Annotated in this window: 16 protein-coding genes; 4 read left to right on the forward strand and 12 right to left on the reverse strand. The window is 53.8% G+C overall.

The window, feature by feature from the left end:
• Nucleotides 1-528 (reverse strand): large-conductance mechanosensitive channel protein MscL, encoded by a 528-nt coding sequence (gene mscL, locus HALTITAN_RS03325; RefSeq protein ID WP_022521214.1) that lies wholly within the window; start codon nt 526-528, stop codon nt 1-3.
• Nucleotides 529-678: 150 nt separating this feature from the next.
• Nucleotides 679-1,122 (reverse strand): universal stress protein, encoded by a 444-nt coding sequence (locus tag HALTITAN_RS03330; RefSeq protein ID WP_027957998.1) that lies wholly within the window; start codon nt 1,120-1,122, stop codon nt 679-681.
• Between the two features lie 209 nt (nt 1,123-1,331).
• On the opposite strand from HALTITAN_RS03330, the gene HALTITAN_RS03335 reads away from it, so the two are divergent.
• Nucleotides 1,332-2,234, forward strand: coding sequence for a LysR family transcriptional regulator (locus HALTITAN_RS03335; protein ID WP_009286235.1), 903 nt, complete (start codon nt 1,332-1,334; stop codon nt 2,232-2,234).
• 18 nt (nt 2,235-2,252) lie between these two features.
• On the opposite strand, the gene HALTITAN_RS03340 is transcribed toward HALTITAN_RS03335, so the two are convergent.
• The 10 genes from HALTITAN_RS03340 to catA all read right to left on the reverse strand — a co-directional run bounded on the left by HALTITAN_RS03340 (nt 2,253) and on the right by catA (nt 12,121).
• Complete coding sequence (locus HALTITAN_RS03340) at nt 2,253-3,056, reverse strand: universal stress protein (RefSeq protein ID WP_039857698.1); 804 nt, start codon at nt 3,054-3,056, stop codon at nt 2,253-2,255.
• 39 nt (nt 3,057-3,095) lie between these two features.
• Nucleotides 3,096-4,292, reverse strand: a complete 1,197-nt coding sequence (locus tag HALTITAN_RS03345) for a benzoate/H(+) symporter BenE family transporter (RefSeq protein ID WP_039857700.1) — start codon at nt 4,290-4,292, stop codon at nt 3,096-3,098.
• A 74-nt stretch (nt 4,293-4,366) separates the two neighbouring features.
• Complete coding sequence (locus tag HALTITAN_RS03350; protein WP_039857701.1) at nt 4,367-5,098, reverse strand: ABC transporter ATP-binding protein; 732 nt, start codon at nt 5,096-5,098, stop codon at nt 4,367-4,369.
• Nucleotides 5,095-5,862, reverse strand: coding sequence for an ABC transporter ATP-binding protein (locus HALTITAN_RS03355; protein ID WP_039857702.1), 768 nt, complete (start codon nt 5,860-5,862; stop codon nt 5,095-5,097). Before HALTITAN_RS03355 ends, HALTITAN_RS03350 begins: the two co-directional genes overlap by 4 nt.
• 3 nt (nt 5,863-5,865) lie before the next feature.
• Nucleotides 5,866-6,933 (reverse strand): branched-chain amino acid ABC transporter permease, encoded by a 1,068-nt coding sequence (locus HALTITAN_RS03360; protein WP_009286237.1) that lies wholly within the window; start codon nt 6,931-6,933, stop codon nt 5,866-5,868.
• A 12-nt stretch (nt 6,934-6,945) separates the two neighbouring features.
• A complete protein-coding gene (locus tag HALTITAN_RS03365) occupies nt 6,946-7,806 on the reverse strand; it encodes a branched-chain amino acid ABC transporter permease (protein ID WP_009286238.1) in 861 nt (286 codons plus the stop codon).
• Nucleotides 7,807-7,871: 65 nt separating this feature from the next.
• Nucleotides 7,872-9,044, reverse strand: coding sequence for an ABC transporter substrate-binding protein (locus tag HALTITAN_RS03370; protein WP_009286239.1), 1,173 nt, complete (start codon nt 9,042-9,044; stop codon nt 7,872-7,874).
• Between the two features lie 121 nt (nt 9,045-9,165).
• On the reverse strand, nt 9,166-9,654 hold the full coding sequence (gene benB / locus HALTITAN_RS03375) for a benzoate 1,2-dioxygenase small subunit (protein ID WP_039857703.1): 489 nt from the start codon (nt 9,652-9,654) through the stop codon (nt 9,166-9,168).
• 33 nt (nt 9,655-9,687) lie between these two features.
• Nucleotides 9,688-11,055 carry a Rieske 2Fe-2S domain-containing protein gene (locus HALTITAN_RS03380; RefSeq protein ID WP_039857704.1) on the reverse strand — a complete coding sequence of 456 codons (1,368 nt, stop codon included), beginning with the start codon at nt 11,053-11,055 and terminating at the stop codon, nt 9,688-9,690.
• Nucleotides 11,056-11,149: 94 nt separating this feature from the next.
• The gene (gene catA, locus HALTITAN_RS03385; protein ID WP_009286240.1) at nt 11,150-12,121 is read right to left on the reverse strand and encodes a catechol 1,2-dioxygenase; all 972 of its coding nucleotides are present in this window, start codon (nt 12,119-12,121) and stop codon (nt 11,150-11,152) included.
• 543 nt (nt 12,122-12,664) lie between these two features.
• Here catA and HALTITAN_RS03390 point away from each other — a divergent pair.
• The 3 genes from HALTITAN_RS03390 (at nt 12,665) to HALTITAN_RS03400 (ending at nt 17,368) form a co-directional block, all read left to right on the forward strand.
• Nucleotides 12,665-14,557: a sigma-54-dependent Fis family transcriptional regulator gene (locus HALTITAN_RS03390; RefSeq protein WP_009286241.1), complete on the forward strand. Its 1,893-nt coding sequence runs from the start codon at nt 12,665-12,667 to the stop codon at nt 14,555-14,557.
• 264 nt (nt 14,558-14,821) lie between these two features.
• A complete protein-coding gene (locus tag HALTITAN_RS03395; protein ID WP_161609168.1) occupies nt 14,822-15,754 on the forward strand; it encodes a transporter in 933 nt (310 codons plus the stop codon).
• A gap of 147 nt (nt 15,755-15,901) precedes the next feature.
• Nucleotides 15,902-17,368 (forward strand): benzaldehyde dehydrogenase, encoded by a 1,467-nt coding sequence (locus HALTITAN_RS03400; protein ID WP_039857707.1) that lies wholly within the window; start codon nt 15,902-15,904, stop codon nt 17,366-17,368.
• The last annotated feature ends 4 nt before the right edge of the window (nt 17,369-17,372 follow it).

The following is a 17,372-nucleotide window of genomic DNA, read 5'->3' on the forward strand; positions in this document are numbered from 1 at the left end:
TCAAGGTTTGGCGGGTGGCATTTGCGGTGGCGCAGAGGTAACTTCAACCGGCGTTTCAGCCTCCGCTGGCTGATCCAGCATTGCTGTGCAGTGGCCACAGCGCGTGGCTTTGATCGGCACCACCATCAAACAGTAAGGGCACGGCTGCTCCGTAGGGTTCGCAGGCGCTACCGCCTCTTCGCGCTTTAATCGGTTAATGGTGCGTACCAATAAGAAGACCACGAAGGCGACAATCATAAAGCTGACCACTGCATTGATAAAAAGCCCGAGGTTTAGCGTTACCGCCCCTGCCGCCTGGGCATCCGCCAGCGTCGCATAAGGGCCGCCCACCGCCCCTTGGCGTAACACTACAAACAGATTGGAAAAATCCACACCGCCCACCAACAAACCAATCAGCGGGTTCATCACATCCGCCACCAGGCTCTGCACAATCAGCGTAAACGCCCCACCGATAATAATCCCCACCGCCATATCGACGACGTTGCCTTTTACCGCAAACTCTCGGAATTCCTGGAAGAATTTTGCCATGTTCAAACGTCCTAACGTCTCGTTTTAGCCAATACCCTAGGTTATAGCGTCTTGCTAAAAGCATGGGCTAGGGTGTGTTAGACGGCAAGTAAATTTATTCAGGTTGAAGACTATTTCGGGGGAGGTGCGGGCAGATATCGACGTTGCTTTTTATTGACTCACCGTAATCACAGGACACTTGGCTGAATGGCCCACTTTGTGCGATACGCTGCCAATCACCACCCCCGCCAAGTCGCTTAACCCTCGGCTTCCCATCACAATGGTATCGATATTATTGGCGTTGGCAGCCTCTATAATGGCGCGGGCTGGGTCACCTTGCGTCAGCAACTCTTCAATGTGCTTAGCGCCCTCTGCCTGCGCGGAACTCACCGCCTGGGCCAATAGCTGTTCACCCACCTTCTCGCGTTCAGCAAGCGTAGTGCCTGCATCAATAGCACCAATGCCCCACACCAGTGTGGTCGTATAGGCAAGCGTTTCAGGTACATGTAATAAATAGAGCGTTGAGCCTTCTCTATCCAGCAGCTTACAAGCCACCTTCAAAGCTTGTTTAGCGCTCTCAGAGCCGTCGACAGGAACTAAAATACGCGCATACATGGCAGGTCTATCCCCTTTTATTCTAGCGTTCATTACTAAAGTCGTAGTCGATATTTCGCTTTTAAACGTTTAAATGCTGGTAGCGTTATGGCGCTTGGTTAGGCTGGTTTTAAAGTTGCCTTCAATACGTGAAAAGCATCACCAGCATGCTAACAAGCGAATGACAAAGCCAATATTGTTTAAGTAGCCGCTCATACCTTGGAGGTATCATGGAACTACGCCACCTGAGGTACTTCTGCGTCGTCGCTGAAGAGCTTAACTTTACCTGTGCGGCTGAACGGTTGCATATGTCTCAACCGCCTCTTTCCCGCCAAATCAAACAATTAGAACAAGAGGTGGGAGCTGAACTGTTTGAACGAAGCTCAAGAGGATTGCGTTTGACGCCGCCAGGTGTCTTTTTTCAGCAGCACGCTCTGCAGATTTTAGAGAAAGTGGAAGTCACCATCGACGCCACTCGACACATGGCGCGTAGCAAGCGGGCACTATTCGGCATTGGCTTTGTACCGTCCGTTTTTTACGGGCAGCTTCCAATGCTCGTACGTGATTTGCGCCGCATGGATAATGTCGAGCTCTCCTTGGCAGAGCTTACGACAGTACAACAAATTCAGGCGCTCAAAGCGGGTCGCATCGACATGGGCTTCGGGCGTTTACGTATTGATGACCCCGACGTCGAGCAGGAAATTCTCTTCGACGAGCCATTAATTGCAGCTCTATCTAGCGGTCACCCGCTAGAGGGCACAACCCCTAGCTGCGAAGAGCTGGCCCGCTACCCTCTAATCCTTTTTCCCGCAAAACCACGTCCTAGCCTTGCCGATATGGTATTGGGAATTTTCCGCCGTCAAGGATTAAAGGTCGAAGTTGTGCAGGAAGCCAACGAGGTTCAAACGGCACTTAGCCTTGTCGCTTCCGGCATTGGCATTACGCTGGTTCCAGAGCAGGTAAAGCGTGTCCAACGCGATGGTATTTGCTATGTACCATTGGCCGATAAATCAATTACATCCCCCGTTATCTGCAGCCGTCGGCGGGGCGAAAAACCCTCCCCGCTTATGCAGGAAGCCAATGCTATTTTAGAGGTACTCGTTGAAAATCGCCGCTCTGGGCGCTACCCATAATGGCAGCAAGCCAGTGATTCAAGGTCGCAGAACAGCCACAGGGCAAGAAGCTTCATGCAGCACTTCGTGGCTGACACTGCCCGCCACCACCTGCGAAAGGCCGCTACGCCCATGGGTGGTCATGGCAAGCATCGTATTATGGCTACCCGCTAAATAACTGACGATAGAGTCGGCGGGGTCGCCATGAAGCACCTCCCAGTCTACTTCCAGTTTTTGCTCACTTTCGACACGGCGTGCCAGCGCGTTTAGATAGGCTGACTCCATCACATCGGTATGACCTAACGCTGTTGATTTTCTGGCAGCAGAGGCATCTATCACTTGCAACAATTGCAAACGAGCTCCCAAACGCTTCGATAAAGTTGCTACATAGGGCAAAATTTTCTCGGATAGCTTAGACCCATCAACACAAACGGCTAATACGTCGACCCGCTGGTGGGCTCGACTGTCATAACGGGGGCCACACAGGTAAACCGGACGCTGAGCCCTTCGCACAACCCCTGCGGTTACGCTGCCGATCAGCATCTCCGGTACCGGGCGTCGACCATGGGCCATCATACATAGCCCGGTATCCTCGCAACTAGCGAGTTCACCCAGATACGCTTTGACGCTATCATGAGCAACGACATCGATAGCAACTGCATCGAGATGATGCGACGCCAAGCGCCCCTGTAGTTTAGCGCGCAGTGGGCCGATCTCATCTTGCGTCGGCACCACCGAGATAGCGCTTACCTCTACCCCCAGCTGGGCCGCAAACGTTTGTCCGAATTGCAGGGCATGCAAAGCACTTTCACTATCATCAACCGCCACAACAATCTTTTCCATGGTTACACTCCCACTACCGCTTCAGTAGTATCACTGTTATTAGGTTTTATGGTTAAGCGAGCTAAAACGTCGATGCAGCAGGTTATAGGCAAGCGACCCAGCGACCACCCCCCAAAAGGCAGAGCCTAAGCCTAAAAAGCTAACGCCCGATGCAGTGGCAATGAAAGTAATGACAGAGGCTTCCAGGTGGCTCTTTTCGGCCGCAAAAGCACTAATATTGCTGGTAATAGCACCAATCAGCGCAAGTCCTGCGAGTACTGCCACAAACTCCCTCGGTAGCGAGGTAAACAGCGCCACAATAGTGCCCGCAAAAATAGCGCCAAACAGGTAGAAAACCCCGTTTGCCACCCCGGCGACATAGCGCTTATCAGGATCTTCGTGGGCCTCCTTACTCGTACAGATTGCTGCTGTAATCGCCGCGATTACAGTGGTAATACCGCCAAAAAAAGCGGTAAAAAAGGACGTTACGCTAGCCACGATAACGATTGGCCTAGCCGGGGTGGAGTAACCAGAAGTGCGCAGAATCGCCATGCCGGGCAAGAATTGTCCCGTCAAACTCACCAGTACCAGGGGAATGGCCAGGCTCAGCGTCGCATTCCAGGACCACTCGGGGCGGATAAACTGGGGCTCGGCAAACTGGAGTGACACCCCCTGCAGGCTGGCGCCCTCTAACAAGACCGCCAAGGTGATGCCAGCGATTAACAGCAGCACCAAGCTGTAGCGAGGGGTAAGCCGCTTAAAGAGCAGGTAAGCGATAAACATACCAATGGCCAGTGCTGGCACGCTCTCCAATGAAACGAAGACTCCCACCCCGAACTGGAAAAGAATGCCTGCCATCATCGCGCTAGCGATGCCCGGCGGTATCAGCCGGATGATACGGTCAAAAGAACCCGTAATGCCGATCAGAAAAATGATCACGGCGGCCGTTAGGTAGGCACCCACCGCTTCATTAAGCGTCAATCCCGGGAATAGCGTTACCAACAGCGCAGTCCCCGGTGCCGACCAGGCGGTCACCACCGGCACTTTTAACCACAGGCTTAAAAAAATACCCGAGACGGCTGCCCCGATAGAGATGGCCCAGACCCAGGATGTCATCATGCTGCTAGATATTTCAGCACTCTGAGCAGCCTGGAAAAAAATGGCCAGGGGCCCAGAGTAAGAGACCAGTACCGCTACAAAGCCAGCCGTGATGGCTGGAATCGACAGATCCTTTTGCAATTGCTTGTGAAAATGCATGCAACACACTTCTCCGTGTCAGTATTTAACGAGTAGCCGACGGCTCCAGCAAGCAGCTACTTGCAGGGTCCGTATCAAGCAACGCCGAGGTGGGTTTCAAGAATGGCGGGGTTATCTTTTAACCCCTGGGAATCACCGCTATAAACCACTTCCCCCTTGACCAGCAGCAGATGTTTTTCCGCTACCTTCAGCAGGTTATCGATATTTTTATCAACAATAATGGTAGAAATACCGGTCGCCTTTATCTCACCAATGATCTTCCAGATTTCATCGCGGATCAGCGGGGCGAGCCCTTCGGTGGCCTCGTCAAGAATCATCAGATCAGGGTTGGTCGTTAGTGCTCGGCCAATGGAAAGCATCTGCTGCTCACCGCCCGAGAGGAAAGAGCCGTCATGATTGATGCGTTGGCCCAAGCGTGGAAACGTATCCAGAACGCGCTCCAGCGTCCAGGGTGACTCCCCTCGATCATTGGGACGCGCCGCCATAATAAGGTGTTCACGCACACTGATACCGGGGAAAATACCCCGCCCCTCTGGCACGTAGCCGATGCCTTGGCGAATCAGTTGCCAGGGTCGCCGTTTGGCCGCAGAGACTCCCTTGATAAAGACCTCGCCATGCCGCGGTGGAACAAAGCCCAGTATCGACTTCAGTGTCGTGGTTTTACCCATACCGTTACGGCCCAGCAGACTCAGCGTCTCACCAGGCATGAGGGTCAAATCCACCCCATGCAGAATATGACTCTCACCGTAGTAAGTATGCAGCCCCCGGGCATCGATCAATGGCGTATTGGTTTGCTCTGCGCTCATGCGGTTGCCCCCTCTTCATGACGCCCCAGGTAGACATCGCGTACCTTTTCGCTAGTACGTATCTGCTCGGTCGGGCCGCTTTCCAACACACAGCCATCGACCATGACGGTAATGCGGTCAGCCAAGCGAAAGACCGAGTCCATATCGTGTTCAATTAGTACCAGGGTGTAGCGATCCGTTAGGCTGGCGAGCAATTCGGTGACTTGAGCAGTCTCTTCTCGCCCCATGCCCGCCATCGGCTCATCAAGTAGCATCAGCGTCGGCGCCGTCGCCAACACCATCGCGATCTGCAACTGGCGCTGTTCGCCATAGCTCATTGCTGATGCGGTGGTATAAGCGCGGTGGTTCAATTGACAGGTCTCCAGGACTTCCTGAGCCCGCTCGCTCACCTGCCGTGCAGTTTGGCGAGAACGCCAACTGCCAAATACACCGCCCATATGGATACGCGCCGCCAACTCGCAGTTCTGCAGGCAATTCAGGCGAGGGAAGATATTGGTCTTCTGGTGGCTACGGCCGATCCCCAGGCGTGCAATCTGACGCGCACTTTTGCCTTGAATCGGCTGACCGCGATAGAGCACCTGACCTTCAGAAGGGGGGAACTCACCAGAAAGCAGATTGATCAGCGTGCTTTTACCCGCGCCATTGGGACCCAAAATGGCGTGTATCTCATGGGCCTTAACGTCAAAATCCACCTCGTTAACCGCCACTAAACCACCAAAACGCCGGGTCAAACCGTGGGTGGCTAAGACAATGTCGTCGCTCATGGCTTAGTTCTCCTTACGCGGGGTAACGGGTTGAGCGGAGAGAGCCACTGCTGCCTTCTCTCGTTCAGACAAAGTTTTAGAGGCTGCTTGAGGCTTACGCTGCCAGGGGGGCGCGATAATCAAACCGGCAATCCCGCGAGGAAGCACCAGTACCGCAACGATAATGGTCAGCCCCATCAGGATGGGCCAGTGCGTCGTGGCATGCTCGTAGACATAGAGAAGAATTTCGTAAGCGAAGGCGCCTAAGATGGGACCGAAGATGGTGCCCATGCCGCCTAAAATAAGCATCATTAGCACTTCGCCAGAGGTATGCCAGCCAAGCTGAGCCGGATTAGCGAAGCCGTACTGCATCGCCGCTAACATGCCAGCAATCGCTGCCATAACCCCAGCGATAACAAAGGCCACCAGTTTATAGCCGCTGGTGGCATAGCCTAAGGCTTGCATTCGGTGCTCGTTGTCATGAATACCGTCGAGCACTTGACCAAAGTAGGAGCGAGTGAGCCAGCGTAGAAAGAAGTAGCCGAGAAGCAGCATCCCTAAACAGAAGTAAAAGAAGCTGTAAGGGTTATCAAGATCTACCAGCGTACGCTCGCCTAACGCCAAGCTCGGTCGGAACATAATAAAAACGCCGTCGGTTCCTCCCGCGAACTGAGACGTACTGATGAAGTAGTAAAGCATCTGGCCAAACGCCAGCGTTGTCATGATGAAGAAGATGCCTTTAGTGCGGATCACTAAGATACCTATCACTAACCCCACACAGGCAGAGACGCCCATTACAAGAGGTAGCATCCACCACATTGACGCTGGACTAAAGTCTGGGCTGGCTAATGCCAGGGTATACGCCCCCAAGCCAAAGAAGAGCGCATGCCCAAGGCTAACCAAGCCCACGATGCCTACCAGCAGATCCAGGCTCATGGCAAACAGCGCCAGGATTAACATCAGCGTCAGCTTCTCCAACATAAAGTTGGCCTGATTACCGAATACGGCCTCTCCCCAGAGAGGAAACGCGGCTACCAACGCCGTTAATACCAACATAATCAACGCAACGCGCTTGGGATATCTATGTAACATTGCTTATTCTCCTCACGCGAAAAGACCGCGCGGTTTCACCAGCAGTACCGCGGCCATAATCAGGTAGATCACCATGCTGGCAAGGCTAGGGATGAGTACCGCTCCAAAGGTAGTGGCCATGCCAATGATGATGGCGCCCCAAAAGGCTCCTTTAATGGAACCAATACCGCCGATGACGACGACCACAAAGCAGGTGATAAGGATGCTATCGCCCATGCCTGGCGCGATGGAGGTGAGCGGTGCAGCAATCATTCCCGCGAAGGCGGTAAGCGCCACACCGACGCTAAAGATGAGCGTAAAAAGGGTACGCACGTTGATTCCCAGCCCTTCCACCATGTCTCGATTGACGGCACCGGCGCGGATGATGATGCCCAGCCGCGTATGGCGCATCACCCAATAGATCACCCCTGCCAAGGCCAGGCAGACGCCCATCACAAAGAGGCGGTAGACCGAGTACTGCAGGTTATCAGTCAACTGAATACTGGCATCGAACGGTGCGGGCACTGCTACGCGATGCACATCGCCCCCCCAAATGATCCGCTGCGCTTCGTTGAGCACTAAAATCAGCCCGAAGGTTAGCAATACTTGATAGAGGTGATCGCGCTTATAGAGCGTATCGAGAAACAGCCGCTCAATGATGAGTCCCAATACAATAGCGATAGGAATAGCCGCCAGAATGGCCAACCAAAAATTGCCCAAACGCAGAGTGAGGTCGTAAACCAGATAGGCACCAATCATATACATGGCGCCGTGGGCCAGGTTGATGATGCCCATAATGCCGAAAATCAACGTCAAACCGCTGGCAATCAAAAAGAGTAGCAGACCGTACTGCAGACCGTTAAGGAGCTGTACGCTGAAAAATGCGAGATCCATAAGATCCCTCCGAGAATCAGAGTGAGGAGCGGGCCATGCCCGCCCCAGAGTGCATACAGATGTGGTTACATCTGGCAGGCTTCATCGGGTACTTCTAGATTCTCATGAGCGATACGAACGACTTCGTGCTTACCGTCGCGGATCTCGCGTAAATAAACGTTTTGAATGGGGTGGTGGGAGTCTGAGAAGCTCAAGGGCCCCCGTGGACTCGCCAAATGGACGTTGGACAATACATCAATCAAGCGCTCCTGATTTGAGGTATCGCCACCCAGTACTGAAAGAGCCTGAACCAGCATCATGCCTGTGTCATAACCCTGTACCGCGTAGGTATCAGGCAGTTCACCGTAGGCATTTTCGTAGGCCGAAACGAAGGATTGGTTGGCATCATTTTCGAGGGTTTCAGCGTAGTGCAACGTGGTCATTACCCCTTCGCCTGCGTCGCCTAAAGCGGATAAATTACCCTCGGTAAGAAAGCCTGACCCTAGCAGCGGTATGCTCTCTTTAAGACCTGCCGAGGCATAATCCCGAACAAAGCTGACACCGCCACCGCCCGCAAAGAAGGTATAAACAGCGTCAGGCTCAAGGCTGGCAATTTGCGTCAAATAACTCTGAAATTCCGTGCTGGGGAATGGCACTAAAATTTGCTCAACGATCTCGCCGCCCTCAGCGGTAAAAGCCTCCTCGAAACCTGCCAGATCCTCTTTACCACCAGCATAATCCCAGGTGATCGTCACAATTTTGCGATGCCCTTGATCGTAGGCCACTTTGCCCATGGGGTAGCTGTCTTGCCACATACTGAACGAGGTACGGAAAACGTTAGGCATGCACAACTCATTAGTAGCGGCACCCAGCCCCGCGTTGGGAATGATCGTAATCGCGCCCGTCTGCTTAGCCACGCGCAGCATGCCCATGGCAACGCCGGAGTGTACGGGCCCTATGACGAAGTCAACATCGTCTCCGTTAACTAGACGACTCATGTTCTGAGGTGCTTTGGAAGGGTCAGCCTCTGAATCAAGCTCAACGTACTCCACATCACGACCGCCTAGCTGACCGCCCTCTTGTTCAATGGCAAGCTTTAGGCCGTTAGTAATGGCTTCTCCAAGTGCCGTATAGGTACCTGAGTAAGGGAGCATCAAACCGAGTTTCACCGGATCTTCATTGGCGATGGCACTGCCTGCTGACAGCATGGCAGTAGCGCTTAGAAGCGTGGCAAGAGAGGTCTTTTTAAATGTTTTCATTATATTTTCACCAGGGTTGAGTTGTTGTTGGTGGTTCTTGGGTGGTTCTTGGGTGGTTCTTGGGTGGTTATTAGCAAGATGTGTACCGCAGTAAGTGACGTCCCTGTCTTATCTCTATCGATTACACGTGGTATACGTCGATAACTTGATGGATATAGTCGTTATTCAACTGCACGACTTTTCTTGTGATCAGCGGGCTCTCACCCGACACGTCCAGGGTATAAAACGACGTGCCGAAGAAGCTGTCGGTCTTCTTGTAGCGGTGGTTGAGCGTGTGCCAGTTGAACCGCAGCTCTACCGTGTCGCCCTCTTGCGACAGGATCTCCAGGTTGGTTACCTGGTGGGTGGTGCGCGGCTCCGGTGTACTCGCCCCGCTGCGCTCGGTCTTGATCCGGTAGACCCGATCCTCTAACCCTTCACGGTTGGGGTAGTAGATCAGCGATATCTCGCTGTGTGGATCCCGGGTGAGCTGGTCGTCGTCGTCCCAGGCGGGCATCCAGAACTCGGCGTCCTTGCGGTACAGCGCGAGCCACTCGTCCCATTCGCGGTCATCCAGCAGTCGTCCTTCGCGGTATAAGAAGGCTTGGATATCGTGATAGCTAATGCTCATGTCACTTCTCTCCTCTTTTCAGGCGCTGGACGCTTAGGCAGACGCGGTGGCGATAAACTGGCTGCGCTCTTTGTCGATGGCGCGCAGCATTTCGTCGACCCAGTGCTTGTGGTGCAGCACGTAGAGCCCTTCGTCTTCCGGGGAAGCACCGCTGAGCAGGGGCTTCATGTCGATGGCTTGGGCCGTTTCATCGGCGCCTTCGATCCACTGCTGGGCCCCGCGGGACAAGTCGTTCCATTCGGCCAATGCACCGTTGTAGCCTTCTTGGCAAGCGCGGAACTCTTCGAGATCGTCGGGGGTGCCCATGCCGGAGACGTTGAAGAAGTCTTCGTACTGACGGATGCGGACACGACGGTCTTCGGCGGCTTCACCTTTGGGTGCGAAGCAGTAGATGGTGACTTCGGTTTTGTCCACGGCGATCGGACGAATCACGCGGATTTGGGTGGAGAACTGATCCATCAAGTAGACGTTGGGATAAAGACAGAGGTTGCGCGTCTGGTTGACGATGGAGTCAGCGCGGGCGTCACCCAGCTGTTCTTGGATCCAGTCCTTATGCTGATAGACCGGACGCACTTCCGGGTTAAGCAGCCGGGTCCACAGCATCATGTGGCCGTTTTCATAGGAGTAGAAGCCGCCTTTGCTTTTCGACCAACCGTCGGCGTCGACGGCCTTGGTGCCGCCGGAATCGTAATTACGGCGTTCCATGGTGGAGGCGTAGTTCCAGTGCACGGAGCTAACGTGATAGCCATCAGCGCCGTTTTCGGCCTGCAGCTTCCAGTTGCCGGTGTAGGTGTAGGACGAGGTACCACGCAGGATCTCCAGGCCTTCGGGGGCTTGGTCGACGATGTTGTCGATAACCTTGGTGGTTTCGCCCAGGTGCTGTTCGAGTGGTTGAACATCATCGCTTAGGCTGCCGAACAGGAAGCCTTTGTAGTTTTCAAAACGCGGTAGGCGCTTGAGGTTGTGGGAGCCATCCTGTTTGAATTGGTCAGGGTAGGCGCCGTTCTTCTCGTTCTTGGCTTTGAGCAGTTGGCCGTCGTTTTTGAACGTCCAGCCGTGGAACGGGCAGGTGAAGGTGCCCTTGTTGCCGCGCTTACGGCGGCATAGGGTGGCACCACGGTGGGCGCAGGCGTTAATCAGGCCGTGCAGTTCGCCCTGCTTGTCGCGGGTGATAATCACTGGCTGGCGGCCCATGGTGACGGTCATGTAATCACCGGGTTCCGCGACCTGGCTCTCGTGGGCCAGGAACAGCCAGTTGCCTTCGAAGATGTGCTTTAGCTCAAGCTCAAAAAAGGCGGGGTCGGTAAACATGCTGCGGTGGCAGCGGAAGATACCGTTGTCAGGGTCATCTTGTACAGCGCCGCGCACGCGGGCTTCGAGCTGATCAAGCTGTGTGGTCATGATCTCTCTCCTCAATGCTTGGGCATAACCTGGAGGTAGCGCTGACGCACCGGACGGTGGTCGACGGCAATTGTCAGCGCGGGGTTATGAGGCTTTAAACCTTGGCGGTACCGGCGAGCTGGCTGGCCAAATCCTGGTCGTCTTCTTTGGCCCGCGGGCGGGCGTGACGCACCTGCAGCTCGGGGGCCTCGGCCGGGGCCAGCGCCACATCGAACACCACGTGGGAGAAGGGGCCGTCCAGCTCGCGCTTGGCGATCTCGGCGGGGTCTTCAATCCGCTCGGCGGGCACGACGAGCTCTTCGCGGGTGGCAAAGGCGAAGTCGTCATAGGTGTAGGGGTCGCCTGCCAGGTTGATCTGGGTGGTCAGGTGCTGGTGGCCCGGGGCGGAGACAAAGTAGTGGATATGCGCCGGGCGCTCGCCGTGGCGGCCCAGGGACTTGAGCACCACGTCGGTGGGGGCGCCTGCGGGCACGCCGTAGCCGGAGGGAATGATGCTGCGCGCGGTGTAACGACCTTCGCTGTCCGCATAGATCGTGCGGCGCAGGTTGTACTCGGATTGTGAGGGGTCAAAGAACGAGTAGCCGCCCTGGGAGTTGGCGTGCCAGATCTCGACCTTCGCACCGGCAATCGGGGTGCCATTCACATCGCGCACCTGGCCGGTCAGCCACATGGTCTCGCCCTCGGTCGTGTCATCGTCCATGCGCGCGAAGCCTTCCGCCTCGGGGGCTCCGGCCACGTATAGGGGGCCTTCGATGGTGCGTGGGGTGCCGCCGGTGCGCTTGGCTTCGGCATCGATAGCGTCCTGGCGCATATCGAGGAAGTGGTCAAAGCCCAGCCCTGGGGACAACAGGCCGAACTGGGTCTGGCTACCCAGGGCATTGAGCAGGTTAACCGCCGCCCAGTACTCTTCCTCGGTGACATCGAAGTCATCGATCAGCTTGAACAGATCACCCACCAGGCGATGAACGATCTGCTTGGCGCGGTCATTGCCGCCTGACTGATCAACGCCAGCAACGGCATTTAGGAAATCTTGCACTTCGGGCGTGTCGAATATTTTTACGGTCATGGTGAAACCCTATCGTTGGTTTTATTGTTGTCTTGGGGCCCGGCGATAGCAGCAACATTCGAGGTGAGATTGGGGTACGTCTATCATGGGCTTAAAGACGACAGTTGTTGTTGGTTCGTCAGTAATATCGACTAGACCCCACTTAACAGACCAATATCGTTTGAGTTCCTTGCCATACTTCATAGGTATCTCGATGCGGCACCCTCACCTACAAGCATCAATGCTTTCTAATGCTTTGTTAAAAAATAACCAATTGTTTTATATGTAAAAAATAAATAAAAACATGGAAGTATTCTTACTGCTCTGCGAAAGGGATACTCGGCTTATTTATTTTTTTTGTTATGTAGGGTTTAGTTAACCCTGTACAGGGCATTTCACACCTAAGAGGGCATCCAACAGATTTTTGAATTACGACAAAAGAATAACAAGCCAGTGCAAGGCAAGCTCCAATGACCAATTTAATATTTTCTTATGTAATAGATCCTTGGCAACGCATCCGAATTTGAAGCCCACATAGAACAATATTGCAGTGAAGAGGGATAAATGAATACACAACTGACGCCCTTACAAAGGCTGAGTGAGGCTAGAAAGGCTTTCTTCCAAGATGGGAATATTCCTAATGGAATAATAGACGAAGCTATCCTGAACTCATGGAAACGCTGTATCGCCGAGCACAAGAGTGTGACTGAGCGGGTCATATACGAAACGGTACCGTGCAGTAGATTTAACGAAATTAAACAAAAAAATCAAAATCTTACTAATGCAGCCACTATCCCAATTGAACAGCTTCATCGCACCATTAGTGGTGCGGGCTACGCACTGCTACTCACTGACCGCCAAGGCCATGCTCTATGCACCTATCAAGCTAACGCTCACTCCGGCAGGGTTCTCAAGCAGGCCTTCCGTCCTGGGGTCAATCTCTCGGAGCAATACATTGGGACATCGGCGATGAGCTGCGCGCTTACGGCTGGCCGACCTGTTGCTGTTTCAGGACCGGAGCACTACTACACCACTAATCAATCGCTGAATTGTGCGGCCGCTCCCATCATCGCCCCCTACGGTCAAGTGATTGGTTCGATTGATATCACTCGGGAGCACAGTTTGGCCCCAGGCAGTGCACTTTCACTCGTCACCCAGTGCGCGCGGGCGATCGAACATCGCTTGATCATGCAGCTACGGCCCTACTTGATCCTGCAACTAAGCTGGCAGCAAGTACCCACAACTAATGATATGTTGATCGCCCTCGGCCCCGAGGGCGAAATCCTGGGTATGACGCCGAAGGTGCGCGAAGTGATCGGCCTCACCGCTAGCCATGCCCCGAAAAACTTCCAAGAACTATTTGATCTTCGCTTTGGCGAACTGGTCGATGCCGCCAGGGGTCAGCGCCCCCCATTGTTAGGCCGGACATCTTCCGGACTTTCCTTCGTACTAAATCCAACGGTGCAGCATCAGACAAGCCTGATTGAGGGAACGGCTACCTGCAAAGATAGCAAGCGTCATTTGTCAGCGGTTGAATCAGTACCCGACTTTGGCGACGCGACTCTTAACAAACAGATTCCACTTGCCCTGAGAGCTGTTAACAAGCGTCTTCCCGTATTGATTCTGGGAGAAACCGGTGTAGGCAAGGAAGTCATGGCCAAGACTCTTCACGAACAGAGTGACAACAAAACAGGAGAGTTCATCGCTATTAACTGCGCCGCTATTCCTGAGACATTGATTGAAAGCGAGCTTTTTGGATATACCGAGGGGGCCTACACAGGCGCTCGCCGTGGCGGCGCGCCGGGTAAGATCGAGCAGGCCAACGGCGGCACCTTATTTCTCGATGAAATTGGGGATATGCCCCTTACTCTTCAATCCAGGCTGCTGAGAGTGCTGGAAACACACGAAGTGAGCCGCCTGGGGGCGGGTAAGACGAAAAGCGTAAACTTCCAGTTAATCTGTGCAACTCACCATGATCTGGCATCAGCCGTAGCTCAAGGTGCTTTCCGTGATGATCTGCTTTACCGCATACAAGGGATGCCGCTAAGAATCCCACCTTTAAGAGAGCGCTCGCGGTTACAGGCATTTTTAGTAGAGCAGTGTTCACAAGTCACCCAGGCTACGCGTCAGCTATCATTTGATGCCCTCAAACGAATGGAGAACTACCCCTGGCCAGGAAATGTACGCGAACTGCGCCATGCCCTAAAACACGCTGATGTAATGGCTGATGATAGCGATCATCTGATCGATCTTTGCCACCTACCCACAGAGATCGTTGACAGCCCACCTCAACATTCAAGGAAGCGCTACTCATCGACACTAAAGGCCCAAGAGCAGCATATGATCGAGGCAGCGTTAGAAAAGACCGATGGCAATATCAGCAAAGCTGCCAAACATCTAGGTATAGGCCGCGCCACGCTTTATCGCAAAATCAAGGAAATCCAGAGCATAAAATAGCCGTCCAAGCTGGGCCTCATGGCATAAGAGCAACAGAAGAGCGGCGCATACACCCTAAGCTAAAGCTGTATCAAAATGAGAATGTTAAGACATTGCTCTCACTTTGAGACGCCTACGCACTATATCAAGGCCCTGAAAGAACGCTTGGGGATCATAAAAATCAAAAACTTAAAATAAATATTCACGACCGTCTCAGTTGGCATGCTTCTCGCTACAGATTGCAGGCACCTTACAAGATTAATAAGCATGATGGAGATACATAACATGCGGACGTATAGCCTGCCCATGCACTGCAGCCCACTGAGCAAAAAGATTCGACATGTTCTCGCGATGGCTGGAGCATTAACGCTTAGCACCACCGCCACTTTAACCGCCAATGCCGCCGAAATTGCCACAGACCCAGGTGACTACGTACCACTACCAGAAGGCAGTACGCTAGGGCTGCTTTATTTACAGCATGCTAGCCGGGATTCAGTTTACGCGAACGGTGATTTGCTTCGCGGTGATACGGGGCTCGATACCCGTATCGGTTTAGCCCGATTTATTCACTACCTGGATATCGGTGGGTATACCGTCAATCCCCAGATAATACTGCCTTTCGGTAGGGTTGAATTGAAAGCACCTTTCGGCCCTCTGGAGCCGACCTCCTCTAGTGGCATGGGCGATCCCATGATCGGCGCCACTACGTGGTTAGTGAACAACCCGGATCAACAAAAGTGGTTTGGTTTCTCCGCCTTTGCCTCAATCCCTGCGGGAAAGTACGACGCCTCTAATGGCCCCATTAATGTCGGTGAAAATCGCTGGAAAGGCATTTTCCAAGCAGGTTACGTCACCGGTCTTGGTGACGATTTTATGCTGGATATCATCGCCGAATATGCGACTTACGGCGATAACGATGACTTTATAGGTATGCGCCGTGAGCAAAATGATAGCCAAAGCCTACAGACACATTTCAAATACTTACTCAGCCCTCAAAGCCATCTTGCCCTCTCCTACTATCACTCCTTCGGCGGCGAAACGACCGTTGGCGGAGTTCGGCAAGACGACGCACTTGATAACAATCGCTGGCAGGCCACGTTCGCAACCTTTGTTCAGCCCACTCTTCAACTCCAGCTGCAGTACGGCCAGGACATTAATGTTGAAAATGGCTTCAAGGAAGACCAGCGCATTAATCTTCGTGTAGCCAAAGTATTCTGAACACTCACCTACTGACAACGCCAACACAATGGCATATGCCCCCTAGGCCTTGTTGCCACAAGCATGGCTAAGGCAATGGGGTAACTTAGAGAAAAGCGTAGCACCGATATTGGAGCACGCGGGAGACGATTGAAAAGGAGAAACATCATGTCCGATGCACTATTACTGAAACCTACCATATGGCAAGAGCACGTGTTTACAGGTCAATGGGTAGCCGGTTCAGGCAATGTATTGCCGGTCACGGCACCTGCCAGTGGTGAAACTCTCGGCCATATTGGCAGCACGACAAGCGAGCAGTTAGATGCCGTCGCCGACAAAAGCCATGAAGCCGCCATTGCTTGGGGCGACACTTCATACGATGAGCGTGCGGCCATCATGCGCCAAGCCGCCCGTACCGCTGAGGAGCACCAAGATGAATTGATCCACTGGCTCATAGACGAGAGCGGTTCAACGCCCGCCAAGGCCGCGTTTGAAGTGGCGATATCAATAAAAGTACTGCACGAAGCCGCCTCGTTACCTTCACGTGCGGCGGGAGAGCTGATGCCCTCAACGCCTGGCCGACTCAATATTGCACGCCGTCGTCCTGTGGGTGTAGTCGGCGTCATATCACCTTTTAACTTTCCCCTGTACCTCGCTATACGCGCGGTCGCCCCTGCGCTGGCATTGGGTAATGCGGTCATACTCAAACCCGACCCACGCACCAGTGTATGTGGCGGTGTCAGTATTGCGCGTCTATTTGAGATGGCGGGCTTACCTAAAGGTGTGCTTGCCATGCTGCCAGGAGGCGGTGAAGCAGGGGCGGCACTGGTCGAGAACCGTAACGTTGCCATGATTCAGTTTACGGGCTCGACAGCCGCAGGACGAAAAATTGGCGAAACCGCGGGCCGTTTGCTTAAGAAAGTATCGCTGGAGCTAGGCGGCAAAAACTCGCTGATCATACTTGATGATGCCGACCTAGATTTGGCCATTAGTAATGCCACTTGGGGGGCCTATCTGCATCAGGGTCAAATCTGCATGTCGAGCGGCCGCATTCTGGTTCAGCGGGACATCTATGATCGTTTCCTCGAACGCCTGACAGAGAAAGCACGCAGCTTAAGCGTTGGTGACCCGCGCAGTGGAGAATTCGCTCTCGGCCCATTGATTGACAAGGGCCAACTGGATCACGCATGTGACCTGCTGTCTCGCGCAAAAGCGTCCGGGGGCAACGTACTCGTGGGTGGTGAAACTGACGGGCTTTTCTTTAAGCCGGCGGTCGTCAGCGATGTCACCACCGATAACCCTATTTTTCACGAGGAGGCGTTTGCCCCTATTGCCGTGGTTATCCCTTTCGACACAGACGCAGAGGCAGTAGCACTTGCCAATAATACAGAGTATGGGCTATCGGCCGGGGTGATTTCGCGCGATGTGGGCCGTGCTTTACGCTTAGGCGAGCAGCTAAGAACAGGGTTGTTGCACATTAATGATCAAACAGTGAATGACGAAGTCATCAACCCCTTCGGCGGGGTTGGCGCCTCAGGCAATGGAACCAGCGTGGGGGGGAGCAGCAATATAGATGAATTCACGCAGTGGCAGTGGCTAACGCTCAAGGGGGAGGCGCCCGCCTACCCTCTTTAAATGC

Origin of the sequence: Vreelandella titanicae BH1, from assembly GCF_000336575.1 — a bacterium.
GTDB lineage: Bacteria > Pseudomonadota > Gammaproteobacteria > Pseudomonadales > Halomonadaceae > Vreelandella > Vreelandella titanicae.

What these genes read in the sequence shown, in the direction of transcription:
- HALTITAN_RS03345 (WP_039857700.1), bottom strand. Translation starts at nt 4,292, where the DNA reads ATGCATTTTCACAAGCAATTGCAAAAGGATCTGTCGATTCCAGCCATC.
- HALTITAN_RS03350 (WP_039857701.1), bottom strand. Translation starts at nt 5,098, where the DNA reads ATGAGCGCAGAGCAAACCAATACGCCATTGATCGATGCCCGGGGGCTG.
- HALTITAN_RS03365 (WP_009286238.1), bottom strand. Translation starts at nt 7,806, where the DNA reads ATGGATCTCGCATTTTTCAGCGTACAGCTCCTTAACGGTCTGCAGTAC.
- HALTITAN_RS03400 (WP_039857707.1), top strand. Translation starts at nt 15,902, where the DNA reads ATGTCCGATGCACTATTACTGAAACCTACCATATGGCAAGAGCACGTG.
- HALTITAN_RS03340 (WP_039857698.1), bottom strand. Translation starts at nt 3,056, where the DNA reads ATGGAAAAGATTGTTGTGGCGGTTGATGATAGTGAAAGTGCTTTGCAT.
- HALTITAN_RS03390 (WP_009286241.1), top strand. Translation starts at nt 12,665, where the DNA reads ATGAATACACAACTGACGCCCTTACAAAGGCTGAGTGAGGCTAGAAAG.
- HALTITAN_RS03335 (WP_009286235.1), top strand. Translation starts at nt 1,332, where the DNA reads ATGGAACTACGCCACCTGAGGTACTTCTGCGTCGTCGCTGAAGAGCTT.
- catA (WP_009286240.1), bottom strand. Translation starts at nt 12,121, where the DNA reads ATGACCGTAAAAATATTCGACACGCCCGAAGTGCAAGATTTCCTAAAT.
- HALTITAN_RS03330 (WP_027957998.1), bottom strand. Translation starts at nt 1,122, where the DNA reads ATGTATGCGCGTATTTTAGTTCCTGTCGACGGCTCTGAGAGCGCTAAA.
- HALTITAN_RS03380 (WP_039857704.1), bottom strand. Translation starts at nt 11,055, where the DNA reads ATGACCACACAGCTTGATCAGCTCGAAGCCCGCGTGCGCGGCGCTGTA.
- HALTITAN_RS03360 (WP_009286237.1), bottom strand. Translation starts at nt 6,933, where the DNA reads ATGTTACATAGATATCCCAAGCGCGTTGCGTTGATTATGTTGGTATTA.
- HALTITAN_RS03355 (WP_039857702.1), bottom strand. Translation starts at nt 5,862, where the DNA reads ATGAGCGACGACATTGTCTTAGCCACCCACGGTTTGACCCGGCGTTTT.
- mscL (WP_022521214.1), bottom strand. Translation starts at nt 528, where the DNA reads ATGGCAAAATTCTTCCAGGAATTCCGAGAGTTTGCGGTAAAAGGCAAC.
- HALTITAN_RS03395 (WP_161609168.1), top strand. Translation starts at nt 14,822, where the DNA reads ATGCGGACGTATAGCCTGCCCATGCACTGCAGCCCACTGAGCAAAAAG.
- HALTITAN_RS03370 (WP_009286239.1), bottom strand. Translation starts at nt 9,044, where the DNA reads ATGAAAACATTTAAAAAGACCTCTCTTGCCACGCTTCTAAGCGCTACT.
- benB (WP_039857703.1), bottom strand. Translation starts at nt 9,654, where the DNA reads ATGAGCATTAGCTATCACGATATCCAAGCCTTCTTATACCGCGAAGGA.